Below are 17,151 nucleotides of genomic sequence, written 5' to 3'. Positions count from 1 at the left end.
CGCGAGGCGGCTTGTGACTCGGCGTGCGCCGAGCTCGGAGATGATGATGAAAAGCGAGTTTCAGGATCGTCTGGCTGTCGTCACCGGCGCCAGTTCCGGAATCGGACTGGCGTTGTGCGCGGCCTTGCTGCAGCGCGGTGCTCGGGTGCTGGCGATGTCACGCAGCATCGGCGGTCTCGAACCGCTGCTGGAAACCCACGCCGACCAGCTGCAGTGGCTGAGCGGCGATGTCACCTCGGCTGAAGATCTGGCCCAGCTGGCGCGCCGTGCCGCGCAGATGGGACCGGTGCACTACCTGGTGCCCAACGCCGGTATCGCCGAGCTGGCCGATGGCCTGGACATGGCCGCCTTCGATCGGCAGTGGGCGGTCAATGGCGCCGGTGCGCTGAACACCTTCGCTGCGTTGCGCACCGAGCTGGCCAAGCCGGCCTCGGTGGTCTTCGTCGGCACCTTCCTGATCCGCTCGACCTTCCCCGGGCTGGCGGCCTACATCGCCAGCAAGGCGGCGTTGGCGGCGCAGGCGCGCACGCTGGCGGTGGAGTTCGCGCCGCTGGATGTACGCATCAACATGGTTTCGCCCGGCCCGACCGCCACCGCCATCTGGGGCTCGCTGGGGCTCAACGACGATCAGCTTGAAGCGGTCGCCGAGGGCGTCACCAAGCGTCTGTTGCCGGGGCATTTTCTCGAGTCGGCGGCGGTGGCCAACGTCATCCTGTTCCAGCTGTCCCAGGGCGCGCGCGGCGTGTTCGGTCAGGACTGGGTGGTGGATAACGGTTACACCGTCAGCTGAGGTGTAGTGCATGTGGTTCAAGTGGAAGAACAGCGCGACGCGCCTGGAGCAGGAGCTGAATGCGCTGCAGGCCAGTCACGCCGAACAGGCGGCGCGCGTCGCCGCGTTGGAGCAGCAGCTGCAGGCGGCAGAGGCTGCCAGCCAGCAGCGCCAGCGACAGCTCGACTATTACCGGGGTGTGTCGGAAAGGCTGATTCGCTTCAGCACCTCCGTGGCCCATCTCGGCGAGTCGTTCGAGTTCCTCACCGGGCAGTTGGGCGATAACAAGGCCCGTGCCGGCGAGGTCGCCGCCGCGGCGCTGAGCAACCAGAAGCATTTCGGCGAGCTGCAGGGCAAGGCCGCCGAGATGGAGGACGGCCTCGGCCTGGCCTCGCGCAAGGTCGATACCCTTGCCGAGCGCTCGCAGGAGATCAACGGCATCGTCGATCTCATCAGCGGCATCGCCAGCCAGACCAATCTGCTGGCGCTGAATGCCGCGATCGAGGCGGCGCGTGCCGGCGAGGCCGGGCGTGGTTTCGCAGTTGTCGCCGGGGAGATTCGCAGCCTGGCGGAAAAGACCGCGCTGGCGACCGATGACATCGTGCGCAAGATTGGCGAAGTGCAGGCCGAAATCCGCAATGTGCATGATTACATCCAGCTGCAGGGCGGCCACGCCAAGGGCTTCAGTCGAACCACCGAGGTGGCGGTCGAGGCGATGCGTACGCTCTATCACCTGGCCGGGGCGATGCGTGGCAGCAGCGCCGCGTCTTCCTTCCGTGCCGGCATCGAGCTGGCCAATCTTGACGAGCTGTCACTGAAGTTCGTGGTGTACAACCACCTGCTGAGCGACCAGGCGCAGCCAATTCCGCAGCTGCCGAGCGAGCGCGACTGTCGTTTCGGCCGCTGGTATTACGGCGAGGGCAACCGCGACATCCAGGCGCTGGACTGCTTCCGGCAGATCGAGCGGCCCCACACGGCGGTGCATGCCCAAGGGCAGGCGGCACTCGATGCATTCGCTCAGGACGCCCTGGAAACCGCGCTGCGCCACCTGGGGCAGATGGAGGAAGCAAACCTGGAGGTGATGCGCATCGTCACCGCCGTGGTCGATCAGTACGAGCAAGGGGCGAGTCGCGCGGCCTGAGGTACAGACGCCCGCGTTTTCGCTCGTGATGTCGTTGGTGCAAAAATATTGCGCTTATCGAGCAATACTATTCGTTAGATAACATTTAAAACGCCGCAGACAATGCGCACGCATTCCGTCTGCGCGGCAATCCACCGCGCTCGATATGAACCGATCCCAGGAGGAGCGGCGAGCGGATGCGGCGTGCCGGTCCGTCGACCATTGCCAGCGCTTGCGCTGGCAGATATCGATGTTCGTTCCCTGGCGCCCGCGTCGGCCGCCTGGCGAGCATGAGCGAACTGCACAACAGTCCCGAACCGATTGCCTACAACTACCACGTGGTGCGCCAGTTCACCCTGATGACGCTGGTCTGGGGTGTGCTCGGCATGGGCCTCGGCGTCTTCATCGCTGCTCAGCTGGTGTGGCCGCAGCTGAACTTCGACCTGCCCTGGACCAGCTTCGGCCGGCTGCGACCGATCCACACCAATCTGGTGATCTTCGCCTTCGGTGGCGGCGCGTTGTTCGCCTCGTCCTTCTACATCGTTCAGCGCACCAGCCATGCCCGGCTGATCTCCGATCGGCTGGCGGCGCTGGTGTTTTGGGGCTGGCAGGCAGCCTGCGTGGCAATGCCGATCAGCTACGCGCTGGGCTACACCACGTCCAAGGAATACGCCGAGATGGAGTGGCCGATCGCACTCTGGGTGACGCTGATCTGGGTGCTCTACGCCTATCTGTTCTTCGGCACCATCGCCCGCCGGCGCATCCGCCACATCTACGTCGGCAACTGGTTTTTCGGCGCCTTCATCATCGTCACCGGCATGGTGCACATCATCAACCACGCGCTGGTACCGGTGGGGCCGCTCAAGTCCTACTCGCTGTATTCGGGCGCCACCGATGCGATGGTGCAGTGGTGGTACGGGCACAGCGTGGTGGGCTTCATCCTCTCGGTCGGCTTTCTCGGGATGATGTACTACTTCGTGCCGAAGCAGGCGGGGCGGCCGATCTACTCGTACCGTCTGTCCATCGTGCATTTCTGGGCGATCATCTCGATCTACATCTGGGCCGGCCCGCATCATCTGCACTACACCGCGCTGCCGGACTGGGCGCAGAGCCTGGGTATGGTGATGTCGATCATCCTCTTGGCGCCGAGCTGGGGCGGCATGATCAACGGCATGATGACCCTCTCCGGTGCCTGGCATAAGTTGCGCACCGACCCGATCCTGCGCTTCCTGGTGGTCTCGCTGGCGTTCTACGGCATGTCGACCTTCGAAGGCCCGATGATGGCAATCAAGACGGTCAACGCCCTGTCGCACTACACCGACTGGACCATCGGGCACGTACACGCCGGGGCGCTGGGCTGGGTGGCGATGATCTCCATCGGCTCGCTGTACCACCTGATTCCGCGGCTGTGGGGGCGCGAGCAGATGCACAGCATCGGCCTGATCAATGCGCACTTCTGGCTGGCGACCATCGGCACGGTGCTCTACATCGCCTCGATGTGGGTCAACGGCATCACCCAGGGCCTGATGTGGCGGGCGATCAACGAAGACGGCACGCTGACCTATTCCTTCGTCGAGGCGCTGGAAGCCAGCCATCCTGGCTACATCGTGCGCATGGCCGGCGGCGCCATCTTCGCCAGCGGCATGCTGCTGATGGCGCTGAACACCTGGCTGACCGTGCGCACCCGCCGCGCCGAGCGCCTGCCGCAGGCAGCGCCGCTGCTGGCCAGCTGAACGCCCGGGCAGCTATCTCGCTCAAAACAGGTCCAGGGACGGACCGCTCCACCGCCCGTCGGGCGGCCTCTCCGATTTCGACACAAGCAGGACCAATGCACGACTCTTTCGCCCTCTGGATTCGCTCGTTCCTTCCCGCCCCGCTGAATGCTTCGCCGAAGGAGTGGTTGCGCGCCGCCCTCGGCGTCGCCATCGTCATGCCGCTGGTGTTCTGCAGCGGCTACATGCTGGTCGGCAGTTCGTTGACCCTGCAGATCATGGGGCCAGCCGGCGCCTCGGCGGTGCTGGTGTTCGTCGCCTCGTCCAGCCCGTTCGCCCAGCCATGGGCGGTTCTGGTTGGCAATCTGCTGGCGGCGCTGATCGGCATCAGTCTGGGCATGAGCGGCTTGCCCAGTATCGCCTCGCTGGCGCTGGCGGCTTGCCTGTCGCTGCTCTGTCTGTTCTATCTGCGCTGCCTGCATCCGCCGAGCATCGCGCTGGCGCTGGTGGCGGCGGTGGGCAGCCCGGAGCTGCATCAGCTGGGTTACGCGCTGGTCGGGCCAGTGCTGTTCTATTCGGCGCTCTTGGTGACGGTCGCGCTGGTCTACAACAACCTGACCGGGCATCCCTATCCGAAGCCGCGGCTGAGCCGCGAGAACAGTCATCACACCCGCGACCTGCCGCCGGGCCAGCGCATGAGCTTCACCCATGACGACGTTGACCGGGCGCTGCAGGAATTCGGCGAGTATGTCGACGTCACCCGTGACGACCTCGAACGACTGATCAAGCAGACCGAGAAGCACGCCCTGCGGCGCAGCATGGGCGAGATCACCGCGGCGCACGTGATGTCACGCGATCTGTACTGGCACACGCCGGATACCTTCATCGAGCAGGCCTGGCAGACCCTGCAGGTGCACCGGCTGCGCTCGCTGCCGGTGGTGCAGGGCGACGACCATCGGCTGGTCGGCATCGTCACCCAGGTGGACCTGCTCAAGCACTTCCACCCGCGGCCCGGGCGGCTCAGTTTCGGTCAGCTGAACTTCCTGCGCGGCACCAAGCTACGCGCGATCATGAGTTCGCCAGTAGTCTCGGTGACCGCCGATACGCACATGGTCGAACTGGTTTATCTACTCTCGGATCGCGGCCTGCACTGCCTGCCGGTGGTCGATGAGCAACAGCGGCTGGTCGGCATGATTACCCAGACGGATCTGATCGCCGCGCTGTACCGCAACTGGCTCAAGCAGCTGCCGGACTGAGCGGCCACGAGTCCGGCGCGACGCTCAGATATCGTAGTACCAGCGTGACCAGTCGTAATCGTCGAGGGCTACTTCGCGCAGCAGTTCGACGGCCTTGAGCAACGCGGGCGATTCGCTGGCGCGTGCATGCACCAGGTAGACCGGATAGCTGAACTCCGGCGCCTGCTCCACTCGCTTGAGAACGCCTTCTTCCAAATAGCGCTGGACCACGCGGGTGCGAAAGTAGCCGCGGCCGCCGCATTGCACCAGATACTGCAAGGCCAGCGGCCCGAGGCTGAATGACAGCGCGGCGCGGGTGTATTCGGGCAGCGCCTGGTTATGCTGCTTGCGAAATGCCGGCCCCCAATCCACGTACAGATACGGCGTGGGATTCTGTGCCTGCACCACCTGGATCAGCTTTTCCTCTAGCAGCTGTTCGACCTGCAGACCGGGCAGGTACTCCGGCTGGTGCACCAGCGCAGCGTCGAGCACGCCGAGGTCGAGCTTCTTCTGCAGCTCTTCGCCGCTGCCCACTTCCAGTCGCACGGCGTGGCCCGGCAGCGCTTGCCGCAGCCGCTGGACCCAGGCCAGCATCAGCGGGTTGCACAGGCTCACCTCGGCGCCGAGCGTGAGCAGTTCGCCATAACCGCGTGGCAGCGGCAGGTCGCGCCGCGCGGCCTCCCAGGTCTGCACCAGCTGGCGGGCATAGGCGGCAAAGCGCTCGCCATCGGCCGTCAGCCGCGCCCCGGCGCGATTGCGCACGAACAGCCGGCAGCTCAGCTGGTTTTCCAGGTTCTGTATGCGCGCGGTGACGGCCGTCTGGGTGATGTGCAGGCGCTCGGCCGTGGCGATGAAGCTGCCGCTGCGAATGATCTCGAGAAAGGTGCGGGCGAGATCAATATCCATGGTCGACCTTAAATGCAGTGAACGTGACGGTACCGATGATTGTAGGGGGTTGTGACCGTCGTGGGGGCGCCCACCTTGAATCGGTGGGCGATCCGCTCACGATCAGTGCGAGGTGCCTTCGGCGAACTCGATCTTGTTGCCGACGTTGTACTTGCCGGAGGGCTTGTTCATCGGGATGCGTTTAACCTCCTCCAGCGTCTTGGCGTCGTAGACGAGCAGGGCGCCGTCGGTGTCCCAGACGCTGAGCAGGGCGTAGCGGCCGTCGTTGGTGAACTCGACGTGGGCGGCGTTCTTGCCCGGCATCGGGCGCAGGGTGTGGGCGACTTCCAGGGTCTGCTTGTCGATGAGGTGCACGGCGTCGTTGTTCGGGCCGAAGAACACGTCGGTCCAGGCGTAGGGCGAGTTGGCTTGGCTGCGCATGAAGAAGCCTGGGCCTTCGGTGGGAATCTCCTTGATCAGCTTCCAGGTTTCCAGGTCCAGCACCGAGATCAGCCCCTTACTGACGTTGGGCGTGGCGAACACCCACTTGCCGTCGCGTTTCCAGTAGATACCCGAGCCCAGGTGCGGCATGCCTGGCAGCGGGATATCGGTGACCGCCTTGCCGGTATCCAGGTCGATCACCTGGCCGCCGTGGGCCTTGCGCGAGGTGGCCAGCAGGTGGCGGTAGTCGGGGGTGAAGGAGAAGTCGTCGAGGAAGTCGGCGGCCTCGATGCGCCGGGGTTCGAAGGTCGGCTCGCCGGCGTAGGAGAGCTCCCAGGCCTCTTTCACGTCCTTCAGCGCGACCACGAAGCTGTCGCGCGGCGGAGCGGTGTATACGGCGCTGACCCGTGACGGCGTGCCATCCTGGCCGACGGTGGGGATGTGCTTGACCAGCGACAGGTCGCGGGCATCGAGCAGCACCAGATTGCCCGGCAGGTAGTTGCCCACCAGCACCCAGCGGCCATCGTTGCTGACCGCCAGGTTGCGCGTGTTCAGCCCGGCGCGAACCTCGGCGATCATGCTCAGGTTGTGCAGGTCGTAGACGCTGACCCAGCCGTCGCGGGAGGCGAAGTAGACGAAGCGACCGTCCGGCGAGAACTTCGGCCCGCCGTGCAGGGCGAAGTGCGACTGGAAGTTGGCCAGTTCCTCGAAACGGTCACCATCCAGCACCCGCACATGGTGATTGCCGGCTTCCACCACGACAAACAGGTTGAGCGGATCGGCGGCGTGCTGCGGGGTCGTCGGCAGCGTGGCGACGTCCTTGAGAATGCGGTGGCTGGCACGGATGTCGGCGTCGCTCCAGGTCGGCGGCACGGCTGAGGGCTGGTACAGATAGTCGACCAGCCCGGCGATCTGCGCGTCGTTCAGCACCTGGGAGTAGGCGCCCATCTGGCTCGCCGGGCGACCGTCGCGGATCACCGCCTGGGCTTCGGCCGGCTTGATGCGGCTGAGGCTTTCCGGCAGCAGCGCGGGGCCGGCGCCGCCGAGCCGGTTGACGCCATGGCAGCTCTGGCAGTGCTGTTCGTACAGCGCCTGACTGTCGGCTGGCTGGGTCGCCGCGGCAGCCCGCGGAATGGCCAGGTCGAGGGCAACGAAGGTGGCCGCCGGCAGCGCGGCTGCCAGCAGCAGGGCGGGTATCAGTTGCATAAGGCCTCCGTTTGCGGGGCTGGATCACCGTGCAGCCGCGCCGGGTGCTGGACCTGGCGCTCGGCGAACAGGCCGACCACCCGGCCGATCACGGTCAGGGTCGGCGGCGTGAGGTGCTGCTCGTCGGCCATGCTTGGCAGCTGGCGCAGCGTGCAGCGCACCACCTGCTGGTTCTCGCGGGTGCCGTTGCCGATCAGCGCGGCGGGGGTATCCACCGGCAGGCCGGCGGAGATCAGGTTGCGCGAGATCTCGCCGAGGCTGGCCAGGCCCATGTAGAACACCAGCGTCTGCCCGCCCTGAGCCAGGGCGTCCCAGGGCAGGTGCAGCTCGCCGTTGGTCTGCAGGTGGCCGGTGATGAACTGGCAGGAATGGGCCAGATCGCGGTGGGTCAGCGGGATGCCGGCATAGGCGCTGCAGCCGGCCGCAGCGGTGATGCCCGGTACTACCTGGCAGTCGATACCGCGCTGCAGAAGGAATTCCAGTTCCTCGGCACCGCGGCCGAAGATGAACGGGTCGCCGCCCTTGAGTCGCACCACGCGCTTGTTCTGCAGCGCCAGGTCGGCCAGCAGCTGGTTGATCTCCGGCTGCGGCAGGCTGTGGTAGCCACTGGTCTTGCCGACGTAATGGCGGCTGCAGTCGGCCGGCAGCAACGCCATCAACCCGTCGCTGACCAGGCGGTCGTAGACCACCGCGTCGGCCTGTTGCAACAGGCTCCAGGCACGCAGGGTGAGCAGGCCGGGGTCGCCCGGTCCGGCGCCGACCAGAGCGACTTCGCCAGGGGCGAACGCGGCGCTCAGCGAGGCGGGAAATGTGAGTGGCTGGTCCATGCGGTGCTCCTGAATTCTCATCGGGCTTACGGAGTGCGTTGCTGCGGCGCTTGGTCGGCCGCTCGATCGGTCAGATGGCGATGCTGGGAATGCGCTCGGCGGCGGACAGGCCGATCTCCTCGTCGGAGAGGTAGCAGCCCGGGTCTTCGGCCCACAGATCGCCCTGCGCCCAGGCGCGGGTACGGGTGTTGCCGTTGCAGATCGCCAGCCAGCGGCAGTCGGCACAGCGACCGCCGACCGCGCGCGGATGCTGGCGCAGCTCCTGCAGCAGCGGCGCCGGCTCGTTCAGCCAGATGTCGCTGAAGCGTTGGCGGCGCACGTTGCCGACGGTGTGCTGCCACCAGTAGGTGTCTGGGTGCACGTCGCCGATGTTGTCGATGTTGGCGATGCCGCTGCCGGAGGCGTTGCCGCCCCAGGCGCGCAGCATGCCTTCCAGGCGGTCGCGATGCTCAGGCAGGCGCTCCTCGACCCACTGCAGCAGCAGGACCGCATCGGCGTCGTTGTTGCCGCTGACGAAATCGGTCTCGCGGCCGTGCTGGACGTCGTCCCAGGCCTGCTCGAAGAGCTGACGCATGGCGTCGCGGGTCATCTGGTGATGGGCGTCTGCCTTGCTGCTGCGCTTGCCGCGGCCGCTGTAGTTGAGGTGCGAGAGGTAGAACTTCTGCACGTCGTGTTCGCGCATCAGCGCCAGCAGGGCCGGCAGCTGCGGGTAGTTGTTCTGCGTCAGGGTAGTGCGCAGGCCGACGCGGATATCGCGCTGGCGGCACAGGTCGATGGCATGCATGGAGGCGGCGAAGCTGCCCTTGAGCTGGCGCCATTCGTCATGCACTGCCTCCAGGCCGTCGATGCTGATGCCGACGTAGTCGAACTGCGCCGCGGCGATACGCTCGATGTTGCTCTCGTCGATCAGCGTGCCGTTGGTGGACAGTGCAACGAAGAAACCCTTGTCACGGGCGTAATCGGCCAGCTGGAAGATGTCGGCTCGCAGCAGCGGTTCGCCGCCGGAGAGTATCAGCACGCGCACACCGGCCTCGTGCAGATCGTCGATCACCTTCAGCGCCTCGGCGGTATCCAGTTCGTCGCGGAACTCGCTGTCGGCGGAGGTCGCGTAACAGTGCTTGCAGGTCAGGTTGCAGCGCCTGAGCAGGTTCCAGATCACCACGGGTGGGCGCTTGCCGCTGGCGCTGCGGGCACCGAGCACCTTGGTGGCCGGTTGGGCCAGGGCGCGCAGGTAATGGCTGATTCTCAACATGGGGCGGCTCCGCTTCGGCAGCGTATCTCACCGGGCGCGCCGTCTCGGGCGCCCGTTCCTTGAGCAGCAGGATCAACGAGCGGGGTAGGGCTGGCCTTGATCGGAAACAATAAAAGTCGCGGGGCGTGGCTGACCGCATCGTCAGCTTCTTGCGGCGGTGTACCGTTGGTCAGAGCAGGGTCAGCAGCACGCCGAGCACCAGGACCAGCGGCCAGGCGAGCAGCAGCAGACGCCACGCCCGCGGAGCGTGGCGCAGCTCCATGAAGCCGTCGGTGATCAGCCAGGCCTTGCCGAACGCCGTGAGCAGAACGGCACCAGCCAATGCCAGCGTGGCGCCGGCATTGCCCAGCAGCACGGTGGAAACCGACAGCAGTGCCAGGCCGAGCCAGCAGGCCACCAGAATCTTCGAAGCAGACATGACTTACCTCAGCACGTAGACCAGCGGGAACAGCAGCACCCAGACCATATCCACCATGTGCCAGTAGAGCACTCCGGACTCCAGGCCGCTGTGCTCATCCGGCCCGTAGGCGCCGCGGCGGCAGCGCATGGCCAGCCAGCCGAGGATCACCATGCCCAGCAGCACATGCAGGAAATGAAAGCCCGTCAGAATCCAGTACAGGGTGAAGAAGGTGTTGTGTTCCATGCCCAGGCCGAGCCCGGCCAGGTGGCTGTACTCGTTGAGCTTGAGCACCACGTAGACGCAGGATGAGCCCAGCGCGGCGAGCAGCAACAGCGTCGCGCGCCCGGACCGGGCCTCGCGCACCTGTTCCACCGCCAGGGCGGCGAACAGGCCTGAGGTCAGCAGGCTCAGGGTCAGCGCCAGGCCGATGGAGCTGTCCAGCGCCGCGCGGCTCTCGCTGAACAGCTGCGGATTGAGCATCTGCGTGGCGGCGAACGCCAGGATCAGGATGGCGAAGACGGTCAGCTCGGCGAGGATGAAGAACCACATCGCCAGATCGCCCGGCAGGCGCCGGGACAGTTGGCTGGTGGCTTCAGGCGAAGTGGACATCGACCACATCCATCAGCGCGGCGACCGTCTGCGGGTCATCCGACAGCGGCTCGGCGAGGCACGCCAGGCAGGCCTGACGCGGCGTCATGCCGGAGCGAATCATCCGCGCGGTGAAGATCAGCAGGCGGGTCGAGGCGACTTCCTCCAGATCATGCTGCTCCAACCGGCGCAGCGCCTGGCCGAGCTTGACCACCTGGGCGGCGAGTTCGTCATCCACCTGCGCCTCGTTGGCGACGATGCGCACCTCCTCGGCGGCCGGCGGGTAATCGAAGCGCATCGCCACGAAACGCTGGCGGGTGCTCGGCTTCATGCCCTTGAGCAGGTTCTGGTAACCGGGGTTGTAGGACACCACCAGCATGAAGCCCGGCGGCGCCTTGAGCGCCTCGCCGGTGCGCTCGATGAACAGCTCGCGGCGGTCGTCGGCCAGCGGGTGCAGTACCACGGCGGTGTCCTGTCGCGCCTCGACCACCTCGTCCAGGTAGCAGATTCCGCCTTCCCGTACCGCACGGGTCAGCGGGCCGTCCTGCCACCAGGTGCCTTGGGCGCCGATCAGGTGACGGCCGACCAGATCGGCGGCGGAGAGGTCGTCATGGCAGGCCACGGTGTACAGCGGCAGATTGAGCCGATGCGCCATGTGCTGCACGAAGCGGGTCTTGCCGCAGCCGGTCGGGCCCTTGATCAGCACCGGCATGCCGTGCTGCCAGGCCTGCTGGAACAGCTGCTCCTCGTTGCCCAGCGGTTGGTAGAAGGGCGCGTCAGGCGTGCCGGCGGCAGTCGGGATTTCAATCGCATTCACAGGCAAGTACCTCACGGCAGCAGTTGGTTATTTCCATCGCCAAGCTACCGGCCCCACCGACCCCTCTCAAGCCATCCGCCGGCAAAGCTTGATTGCGATCAAGTCCCGCACCTGATGCCAACCAATCGAAGCCGATTCCAGACGTTTCGACCCGTTACGCCCGCGACAAGGCGTCACGCTGAGGGGGTGCCGGGGGCTCTCTTGATTGTCGTCAAGCGCTTAGTCAGTTCCCCTCTCCTAGGATGCAATCGCACCAAATAAGTCCCCGGGAACTGCCGCACCGCCGTCACTAGCAGGAATCGCATGAAGCGATTCAGAGGAGATATCAGTATGAGCAAACCACTACTGGCAGGCTTCATCGCCGGCTTTTCGATGCTCGGTCTGGCCGTTGCCCAGGCCGCAGCGAACCCCGAGACCGCTGAGGCGGCCTACAAGGGGCAGGCGTCGGCGGTCGATCCGGCTAGCGCTCAGGTTGTGCATTCGCCGGGTGCGCCAGATCTGACGAGCGCCGAGTTCGAGCAGGCCAAGGAAATCTACTTCCAGCGCTGCGCCGGCTGTCACGGTGTGCTGCGCAAGGGCGCGACCGGCAAGCCGCTGACGCCTGACATCACCCAGGAGCGTGGCCAGGCCTATCTGGAAGCGCTGATCACCTATGGTTCGCCTGCCGGTATGCCGAACTGGGGGACGTCCAACGCGCTGACCAAGGACCAGATCACGCTGATGGCCAAGTACATCCAGCACACTCCGCCGACCCCGCCCGAGTGGGGGATGAAGGAGATGAAGAATTCCTGGAATGTGCTGGTCAAGCCGGAAGATCGGCCGAAAAAGCAGATGAACAAGCTGAACTTGCCGAACCTGTTCTCCGTCACCCTGCGTGACGACGGCAAGATCGCCCTCGTCGACGGTGACAGCAAGAAGATCGTCAAGACCATCGACACCGGTTATGCAGTGCATATCTCGCGCATGTCCGCTTCGGGTCGTTACCTGCTGGTCATCGGTCGCGATGCCAAAATCGACATGATCGACCTGTGGGGCAAGGAGCCGGTCAAGGTCGCTGAAATCAAGGTCGGCATCGAGGCCCGCTCGGTTGAAACTTCGAAGTACAAGGGCTACGAGGACAAGTACGTGATCGCCGGCGACTACTGGCCGCCACAGTTCACCATCATGGATGGCGAGACCCTCGAGCCGCTGCAGATCGTCTCCACCCGCGGCATGACCGTCGGTACCCAGGAATACCACCCGGAACCGCGCGTCGCGGCGATCATCGCCTCCCACGAACATCCCGAGTTCATCGTCAACGTCAAGGAGACCGGCAAGGTCCTGCTGGTCAACTACGAAGACATCAACAACCTGACCACCACAATGATCGGCACCGCACCGTTCCTGCATGACGGCGGCTGGGACGTGAGCCACCGCTACTTCATGACGGCAGCGAACAACTCCAACAAAGTTGCGGTGATCGACTCGAAAGAGCGCAAGATGGCCGCGCTGGTCGATGTCGGCAAGATTCCGCACCCAGGCCGTGGCGCCAACTTCGTGCATCCGAAATTCGGACCGGTATGGGCAACCAGCCACCTGGGCGACGAGACCATCTCGCTGATTGGTACCGACCCGGACAAGCATCCGAAGAACGCCTGGAAAGTGGTCGAGACTCTGAAGGGCCAAGGTGGCGGTTCGCTGTTCATCAAGACCCATCCGAAGTCCAAGCACCTTTACCTGGATACCACCTTCCACCCGGACGCCAAGATCAGCCAGTCCGCTGCGGTCTTCGACATTAGCAATCTGGAGGGCGGCTACAAGGTGCTGCCCATCGGCGAGTGGTCCGGCCTGAAAGGCGGCGCCCAGCGCGTGGTGCAGCCGGAGTACAATGAGGCGGGCGACGAAGTCTGGTTCTCGGTCTGGAATGGTCAGGAAGAGGAGTCCGCGATTGTTGTCGTAGATGACAAGACGCTAGAACTCAAAACAGTGATCAAGGACAAAAGGTTGATTACCCCAACCGGTAAATTTAACGTCCACAACACTCAGTACGACGTTTACTGAGTCCACCTGGGGGCGGGCCTCAAGATCCGCCCCCGATTAGCCTTGAGGAAGTACTCATGAAAAAAATTCTGCTCCCATTGCTCGCCCTTGGCGGCGCGCTGGCCCTGCAGCCGGCGTTCGCACAGGACGGCGAAGCGCTGTTCAAGAGCAAGCCTTGCGCCGCGTGCCACAGCATCGATGCCAAGCTGGTAGGCCCGGCATTCAAGGAAGTCGCCGCCAAGTACGCAGGGCAGGACGGCGCTGCCGATCTGCTGGCCGGCCACATCAAGAACGGCAGCCAGGGTGTCTGGGGTCCGATCCCGATGCCGCCAAACCCAGTAACCGAAGAAGAAGCCAAGATCCTCGCCGAGTGGGTTCTTAGCCAGAAGTAACACCCCAGGAGGACGTCATGATTCAGTCCCGCCAAGTAGTATCGCGTTTGGGGCTCGCCCTGGCGTCCTTCCTCCTGATTCCCCTTGCCCTGGCCGCAGCACCTACTGCCGAACGCCAGGCGAAGCTCGACCATCTGCTGCTTCAGGACTGTGGCTCCTGCCATGGCCTGCGCATGACTGGCGGCCTCGGCCCCGCGCTGACCCGCGAGGCGCTCGCTGGCAAACCCCGCGACAGTCTCATTGCTACCGTTACCCACGGCCGCCCCGGCACCGCCATGCCCGGCTGGAATGCGCTGCTCGACGAGCAGGACATCGCCTGGCTGGTCGACCGCCTTCTGGAAGGATATCCCAAGCCATGATTCGTCCTTTTCTGCTGCTGGCTGCGGCCGGCCTGCTTGCGGCCTGCGCGCAGCAACCGCTGCGCGGTACCGGTGACCTAGGCGTGGTGGTGGAGCGCGCCACCGGCAGCCTGCAGATCATCGAGAGCAGCAACCAGAGCCAGCTCGCCCGCATCGAGGGCCTGGGCGACCTGTCCCATGCTTCGGTGGTGTTTTCCCGCGATCAGCGCTACGCCTACGTATTCGGCCGCGACGGCGGGCTGACCAAGGTCGACCTGCTGCGCCAGCGCATCGATCGTCGCGTCATCCAGGGTGGCAACAGCATCGGTGGCGCTATCAGCCAGGACGGCACGCTGATCGCGGTCGGCAACTACGAGCCGGGCGGGGTGAAGGTATTCGATGCCAAGACCCTGGAGCTGGTCGCCGACATACCGGCGACGCCGCTGGCCGACGGCAGCCGCAATTCGCGGGTGGTCGGCGTGATCGACGTGCCCGGCCGGCGCTTCATCTACAGCCTGTTCGATACCGATGAAACCTGGCTGCTGGATTTCAGCCAGGGCAACGAGCCGCAGATCACCCGTTTCGAGGGTATCGGCCGCCAACCCTACGATGCGCTGCTGACTCCTGAAGGGCGCTATTACATCGCCGGCCTGTTCGGCGAGGACGGCATGGCCAAGATCGACCTCTGGCATCCCGAGCGTGGTGTCGAGCGCATTCTCGATGGTTACGGCCGCGGCCGGCAGAAACTGCCGGTGTACAAGATGCCGCACCTGGAAGGCTGGACCGTGGCCGGCAACCAGACCTTTGTCCCCGCCGTCGGCCAGCATCGTGTGCTGGTGATGGATTCCGAGAAGTGGCAGCAGACCGACGCCATCGACGTTGCCGGTCAGCCGATCTTCGTCATGGCACGACCTGACGCGCGGCAGATCTGGGTCAACTTCGCCCACCCCGACAACGGCAAGGTCCAGGTCATCGACAGCGAGACCCACGAGGTCATCGCCGATCTGGAACCGGGCCCGGCCGTGCTGCACATGGAGTTCACCGCCCGCGGCGATCAGCTCTGGCTGTCGGTGCGCGATGGCGAGGAAATCCAGGTCTGGGACCCCTACACCCTGAAGCTGCTCAAGCGACTGCCTGCGCAGAGTCCGAGCGGCATCTTCTTCAGCAGCCGCGCCCACGAGACGGGGTTGTGACATGCAGATCGACGCCCTCAGTCGCCGCCTGATCGACCGCTACCAGCACGGCATGCCGCTGTGCGCCGAGCCCTACCGTGCCATGGCCGACGAGCTTGGCTGCAGCGAGGACGAGGTGCTCGCCTGTCTCGAACATCTGCACGAGGGCGGTGGCCTGTCGCGCATCGGCCCGGTGTTCGAGCACAGCCGTGCCGGCGCCAGCACGCTGGTCGCGCTGGCCGTGCCCGCGGCGCGGCTGGAGCAGATCGCGGCGCGCATCAATGCGTTTCCCGAGGTCAACCACAACTACCTGCGCGAGCATCGCTACAACCTCTGGTTCGTGCTGACCGGGCCAGATCGGCCACACATCGACCGGCTGCTGGCCGAGATCGAGGCGGACACCGGCCTGGTGCCGCTCGACCTGCCGATGCAGCAGGCCTTTCGCATCGACCTCGGCTTCCCGCTGGGAGATCCATCATGACCGGTTGTCTTAATGATCTGCAGGCGCTGCAGCTGCGCCGCCTGCTCGAGGGCGGCCTGCCGCTGGCCGCGCGGCCTTACCAGCGGCTCGCAGAACAGATCGGCAGCGTCGAGGCGCAGGTCCTCGAACAGATTCAACGCTGGCAGGAAGAAGGCCTGTTCCGCCGCTTCGGCCTGGTGCTCAAGCACCGCGCGCTGGGCTTTCGCGCCAACGCCATGCTGGTGATGGACATCCCCGACGCGCAGATCGACGAAGTCGGTCGACGTCTTGGCCAGGCTGCCGGAGTCAATCTCTGTTACCAGCGCCCGCGGCGTCTGCCGCACTGGCCCTACAACCTGTTCTGCATGGTCCATGGCCGCGAGCGCGACCAGGTCTGCCAGCTGATCGAGCGCCTGCTGGCGGACAACGGTCTGAGCGATGTACCGCATCAGCTGCTGTTCAGCACGCGGGCCTTCAAGCAGTGCGGTGGCCGTTTTGCACCGCCGCTGCTCGAGGTCGCCAATGGATGAATTCGACCGGCTGTTGATCAATCGTCTACAGCATGGCCTGCCGCTGGTGCGCCACCCCTGGGAAGCGCTGGCGGAGGAGCTGGGCAGCACGTCCGAGGACCTGCGCGAGCGGGTCCAGGCATTGCTCGACGACGGCACGCTGACCCGTTTCGGGCCAATGTTCGACATCGACCGGCTTGGCGGCGCCTTCACCCTGGCCGCGCTGTCGGTGCCGGAGGCGCGCTTCGACGATGTTGCCGCGCAGCTGGAGGCGATGCCCGAAGTGGCACACAACTACCGCCGCGAACACCGCTGGAACATGTGGTTCGTGCTCGGTTGCGAGACCCCGCAGGGCATCGCCGAGAGCATCGCGCGCATCGAGGCCAAGACCGGCCTGGCGGTGCTGAATCTGCCGAAAGAGGAAACCTTCCATGTCGGTTTGCACTTCCCCGTCTGACGATGGCCTGACCCGCCGCCTGATCGAGCTGACCGAGGCCGGGCTGCCGCTGGTGACCGATCCCTGGGCCTGGCTCGCCGGGGAGCTGGGCATCGACGTCGACGCCACCCTGGCGCTGCTGCAGCGGCTGCAGGCGGACGGCGCGATCCGGCGTATCGCGGCGATACCCAACCACTACCGCCTCGGCTACCGGCACAACGGCATGACCGTGTGGGACGTCGACGACGCCGAGATCGCGCGACTGGGTGCGCTGATCGGTGCCCAGCCTTTCGTCAGTCACTGCTATCGCCGACCACGGCAGGAAGGCTGGCCATACAACCTGTTCGCCATGGTGCATGGGCGTGATGCCAGTGATATCGAGGCCTACCGCAACCAGATTCGTGCGCTGCTGGGCAACGCCTGCCGGGCCAACGAGATGCTGGTGTCCAGCCGCATCCTGAAGAAGACCGGCCTGCGCCTGGCGACTCAACGCCGCGCCTGAATCTCGGCCTGCCGGCGCCCATCGGGGTGTTGGCAGTGCCTGCGTGCGATCGCCGCGCGGGCCACTCATAT

At 65.4% G+C, this 17,151-nt stretch carries 19 protein-coding genes; 12 read left to right on the top strand and 7 right to left on the bottom strand.

Annotation, left to right across the window (positions count from 1 at the left end; all coding sequences use genetic code 11):
* Positions 1-46 precede the first annotated feature (46 nt).
* The 4 genes from IEG05_RS18445 (at position 47) to IEG05_RS18430 (ending at position 4,857) form a co-directional block, all read left to right on the top strand.
* Positions 47-790, top strand: coding sequence for an SDR family NAD(P)-dependent oxidoreductase (locus tag IEG05_RS18445; protein WP_041016082.1), 744 nt, complete (start codon positions 47-49; stop codon positions 788-790).
* Positions 791-800: 10 nt separating this feature from the next.
* Complete coding sequence (locus IEG05_RS18440; protein WP_191122501.1) at positions 801-1,910, top strand: methyl-accepting chemotaxis protein; 1,110 nt, start codon at positions 801-803, stop codon at positions 1,908-1,910.
* Between the two features lie 269 nt (positions 1,911-2,179).
* Positions 2,180-3,622, top strand: coding sequence for a cytochrome-c oxidase, cbb3-type subunit I (gene ccoN / locus IEG05_RS18435; protein WP_046621493.1), 1,443 nt, complete (start codon positions 2,180-2,182; stop codon positions 3,620-3,622).
* A 95-nt stretch (positions 3,623-3,717) separates the two neighbouring features.
* On the top strand, positions 3,718-4,857 hold the full coding sequence (locus IEG05_RS18430; protein WP_191122500.1) for an HPP family protein: 1,140 nt from the start codon (positions 3,718-3,720) through the stop codon (positions 4,855-4,857).
* Between the two features lie 24 nt (positions 4,858-4,881).
* Here the strand turns inward: IEG05_RS18430 and IEG05_RS18425 are convergent, their stop codons facing one another.
* The 7 genes from IEG05_RS18425 to IEG05_RS18395 all read right to left on the bottom strand — a co-directional run bounded on the left by IEG05_RS18425 (position 4,882) and on the right by IEG05_RS18395 (position 11,252).
* Positions 4,882-5,742, bottom strand: a complete 861-nt coding sequence (locus tag IEG05_RS18425; RefSeq protein ID WP_014819165.1) for a LysR family transcriptional regulator — start codon at positions 5,740-5,742, stop codon at positions 4,882-4,884.
* A gap of 102 nt (positions 5,743-5,844) precedes the next feature.
* On the bottom strand, positions 5,845-7,368 hold the full coding sequence (locus tag IEG05_RS18420) for a nitrite reductase (protein WP_046621499.1): 1,524 nt from the start codon (positions 7,366-7,368) through the stop codon (positions 5,845-5,847).
* Positions 7,359-8,195, bottom strand: a complete 837-nt coding sequence (gene cobA, locus IEG05_RS18415; protein WP_046621502.1) for a uroporphyrinogen-III C-methyltransferase — start codon at positions 8,193-8,195, stop codon at positions 7,359-7,361. Before cobA ends, IEG05_RS18420 begins: the two co-directional genes overlap by 10 nt.
* A 70-nt stretch (positions 8,196-8,265) precedes the next feature.
* Positions 8,266-9,447 (bottom strand): heme d1 biosynthesis radical SAM protein NirJ, encoded by a 1,182-nt coding sequence (gene nirJ / locus IEG05_RS18410; protein ID WP_014819168.1) that lies wholly within the window; start codon positions 9,445-9,447, stop codon positions 8,266-8,268.
* Positions 9,448-9,616: 169 nt separating this feature from the next.
* Positions 9,617-9,865 carry a cytochrome C oxidase subunit IV family protein gene (locus tag IEG05_RS18405; RefSeq protein ID WP_014819169.1) on the bottom strand — a complete coding sequence of 83 codons (249 nt, stop codon included), beginning with the start codon at positions 9,863-9,865 and terminating at the stop codon, positions 9,617-9,619.
* A 3-nt stretch (positions 9,866-9,868) separates the two neighbouring features.
* Positions 9,869-10,456, bottom strand: a complete 588-nt coding sequence (locus IEG05_RS18400) for a cytochrome c oxidase subunit 3 (RefSeq protein WP_045665494.1) — start codon at positions 10,454-10,456, stop codon at positions 9,869-9,871.
* Complete coding sequence (locus IEG05_RS18395) at positions 10,440-11,252, bottom strand: CbbQ/NirQ/NorQ/GpvN family protein (protein WP_014819171.1); 813 nt, start codon at positions 11,250-11,252, stop codon at positions 10,440-10,442. Before IEG05_RS18395 ends, IEG05_RS18400 begins: the two co-directional genes overlap by 17 nt.
* Before the next feature lie 324 nt (positions 11,253-11,576).
* On the opposite strand from IEG05_RS18395, the gene IEG05_RS18390 reads away from it, so the two are divergent.
* From IEG05_RS18390 to ahbB (IEG05_RS18355), 8 genes are read left to right on the top strand one after another with little or no spacing between them, the layout of a single operon-like run.
* On the top strand, positions 11,577-13,292 hold the full coding sequence (locus tag IEG05_RS18390; protein WP_096780428.1) for a nitrite reductase: 1,716 nt from the start codon (positions 11,577-11,579) through the stop codon (positions 13,290-13,292).
* Between the two features lie 56 nt (positions 13,293-13,348).
* Complete coding sequence (locus tag IEG05_RS18385) at positions 13,349-13,663, top strand: c-type cytochrome (RefSeq protein WP_041016043.1); 315 nt, start codon at positions 13,349-13,351, stop codon at positions 13,661-13,663.
* Between the two features lie 17 nt (positions 13,664-13,680).
* Complete coding sequence (locus IEG05_RS18380; protein ID WP_041016044.1) at positions 13,681-14,022, top strand: c-type cytochrome; 342 nt, start codon at positions 13,681-13,683, stop codon at positions 14,020-14,022.
* Positions 14,019-15,194: a cytochrome D1 domain-containing protein gene (locus tag IEG05_RS18375; protein ID WP_046621506.1), complete on the top strand. Its 1,176-nt coding sequence runs from the start codon at positions 14,019-14,021 to the stop codon at positions 15,192-15,194. The genes IEG05_RS18380 and IEG05_RS18375 overlap by 4 nt, the downstream gene beginning before the upstream one ends.
* 1 nt (position 15,195) lies before the next feature.
* The gene (locus IEG05_RS18370) at positions 15,196-15,654 is read left to right on the top strand and encodes an Lrp/AsnC family transcriptional regulator (protein WP_046621510.1); all 459 of its coding nucleotides are present in this window, start codon (positions 15,196-15,198) and stop codon (positions 15,652-15,654) included.
* Positions 15,651-16,163, top strand: coding sequence for a siroheme decarboxylase subunit beta (ahbB, locus tag IEG05_RS18365; protein WP_046621512.1), 513 nt, complete (start codon positions 15,651-15,653; stop codon positions 16,161-16,163). The genes IEG05_RS18370 and ahbB (IEG05_RS18365) overlap by 4 nt, the downstream gene beginning before the upstream one ends.
* Positions 16,156-16,599 (top strand): Lrp/AsnC family transcriptional regulator, encoded by a 444-nt coding sequence (locus IEG05_RS18360; RefSeq protein ID WP_044315382.1) that lies wholly within the window; start codon positions 16,156-16,158, stop codon positions 16,597-16,599. Before ahbB (IEG05_RS18365) ends, IEG05_RS18360 begins: the two co-directional genes overlap by 8 nt.
* The gene (ahbB, locus tag IEG05_RS18355; RefSeq protein ID WP_044315383.1) at positions 16,574-17,080 is read left to right on the top strand and encodes a siroheme decarboxylase subunit beta; all 507 of its coding nucleotides are present in this window, start codon (positions 16,574-16,576) and stop codon (positions 17,078-17,080) included. Before IEG05_RS18360 ends, ahbB (IEG05_RS18355) begins: the two co-directional genes overlap by 26 nt.
* Positions 17,081-17,151 lie beyond the last annotated feature (71 nt).

Origin of the sequence: Stutzerimonas kunmingensis (assembly GCF_014764705.1) — a bacterium.
GTDB lineage: Bacteria > Pseudomonadota > Gammaproteobacteria > Pseudomonadales > Pseudomonadaceae > Stutzerimonas.
This window is presented reverse-complemented; position numbering and strand designations above follow the sequence as displayed.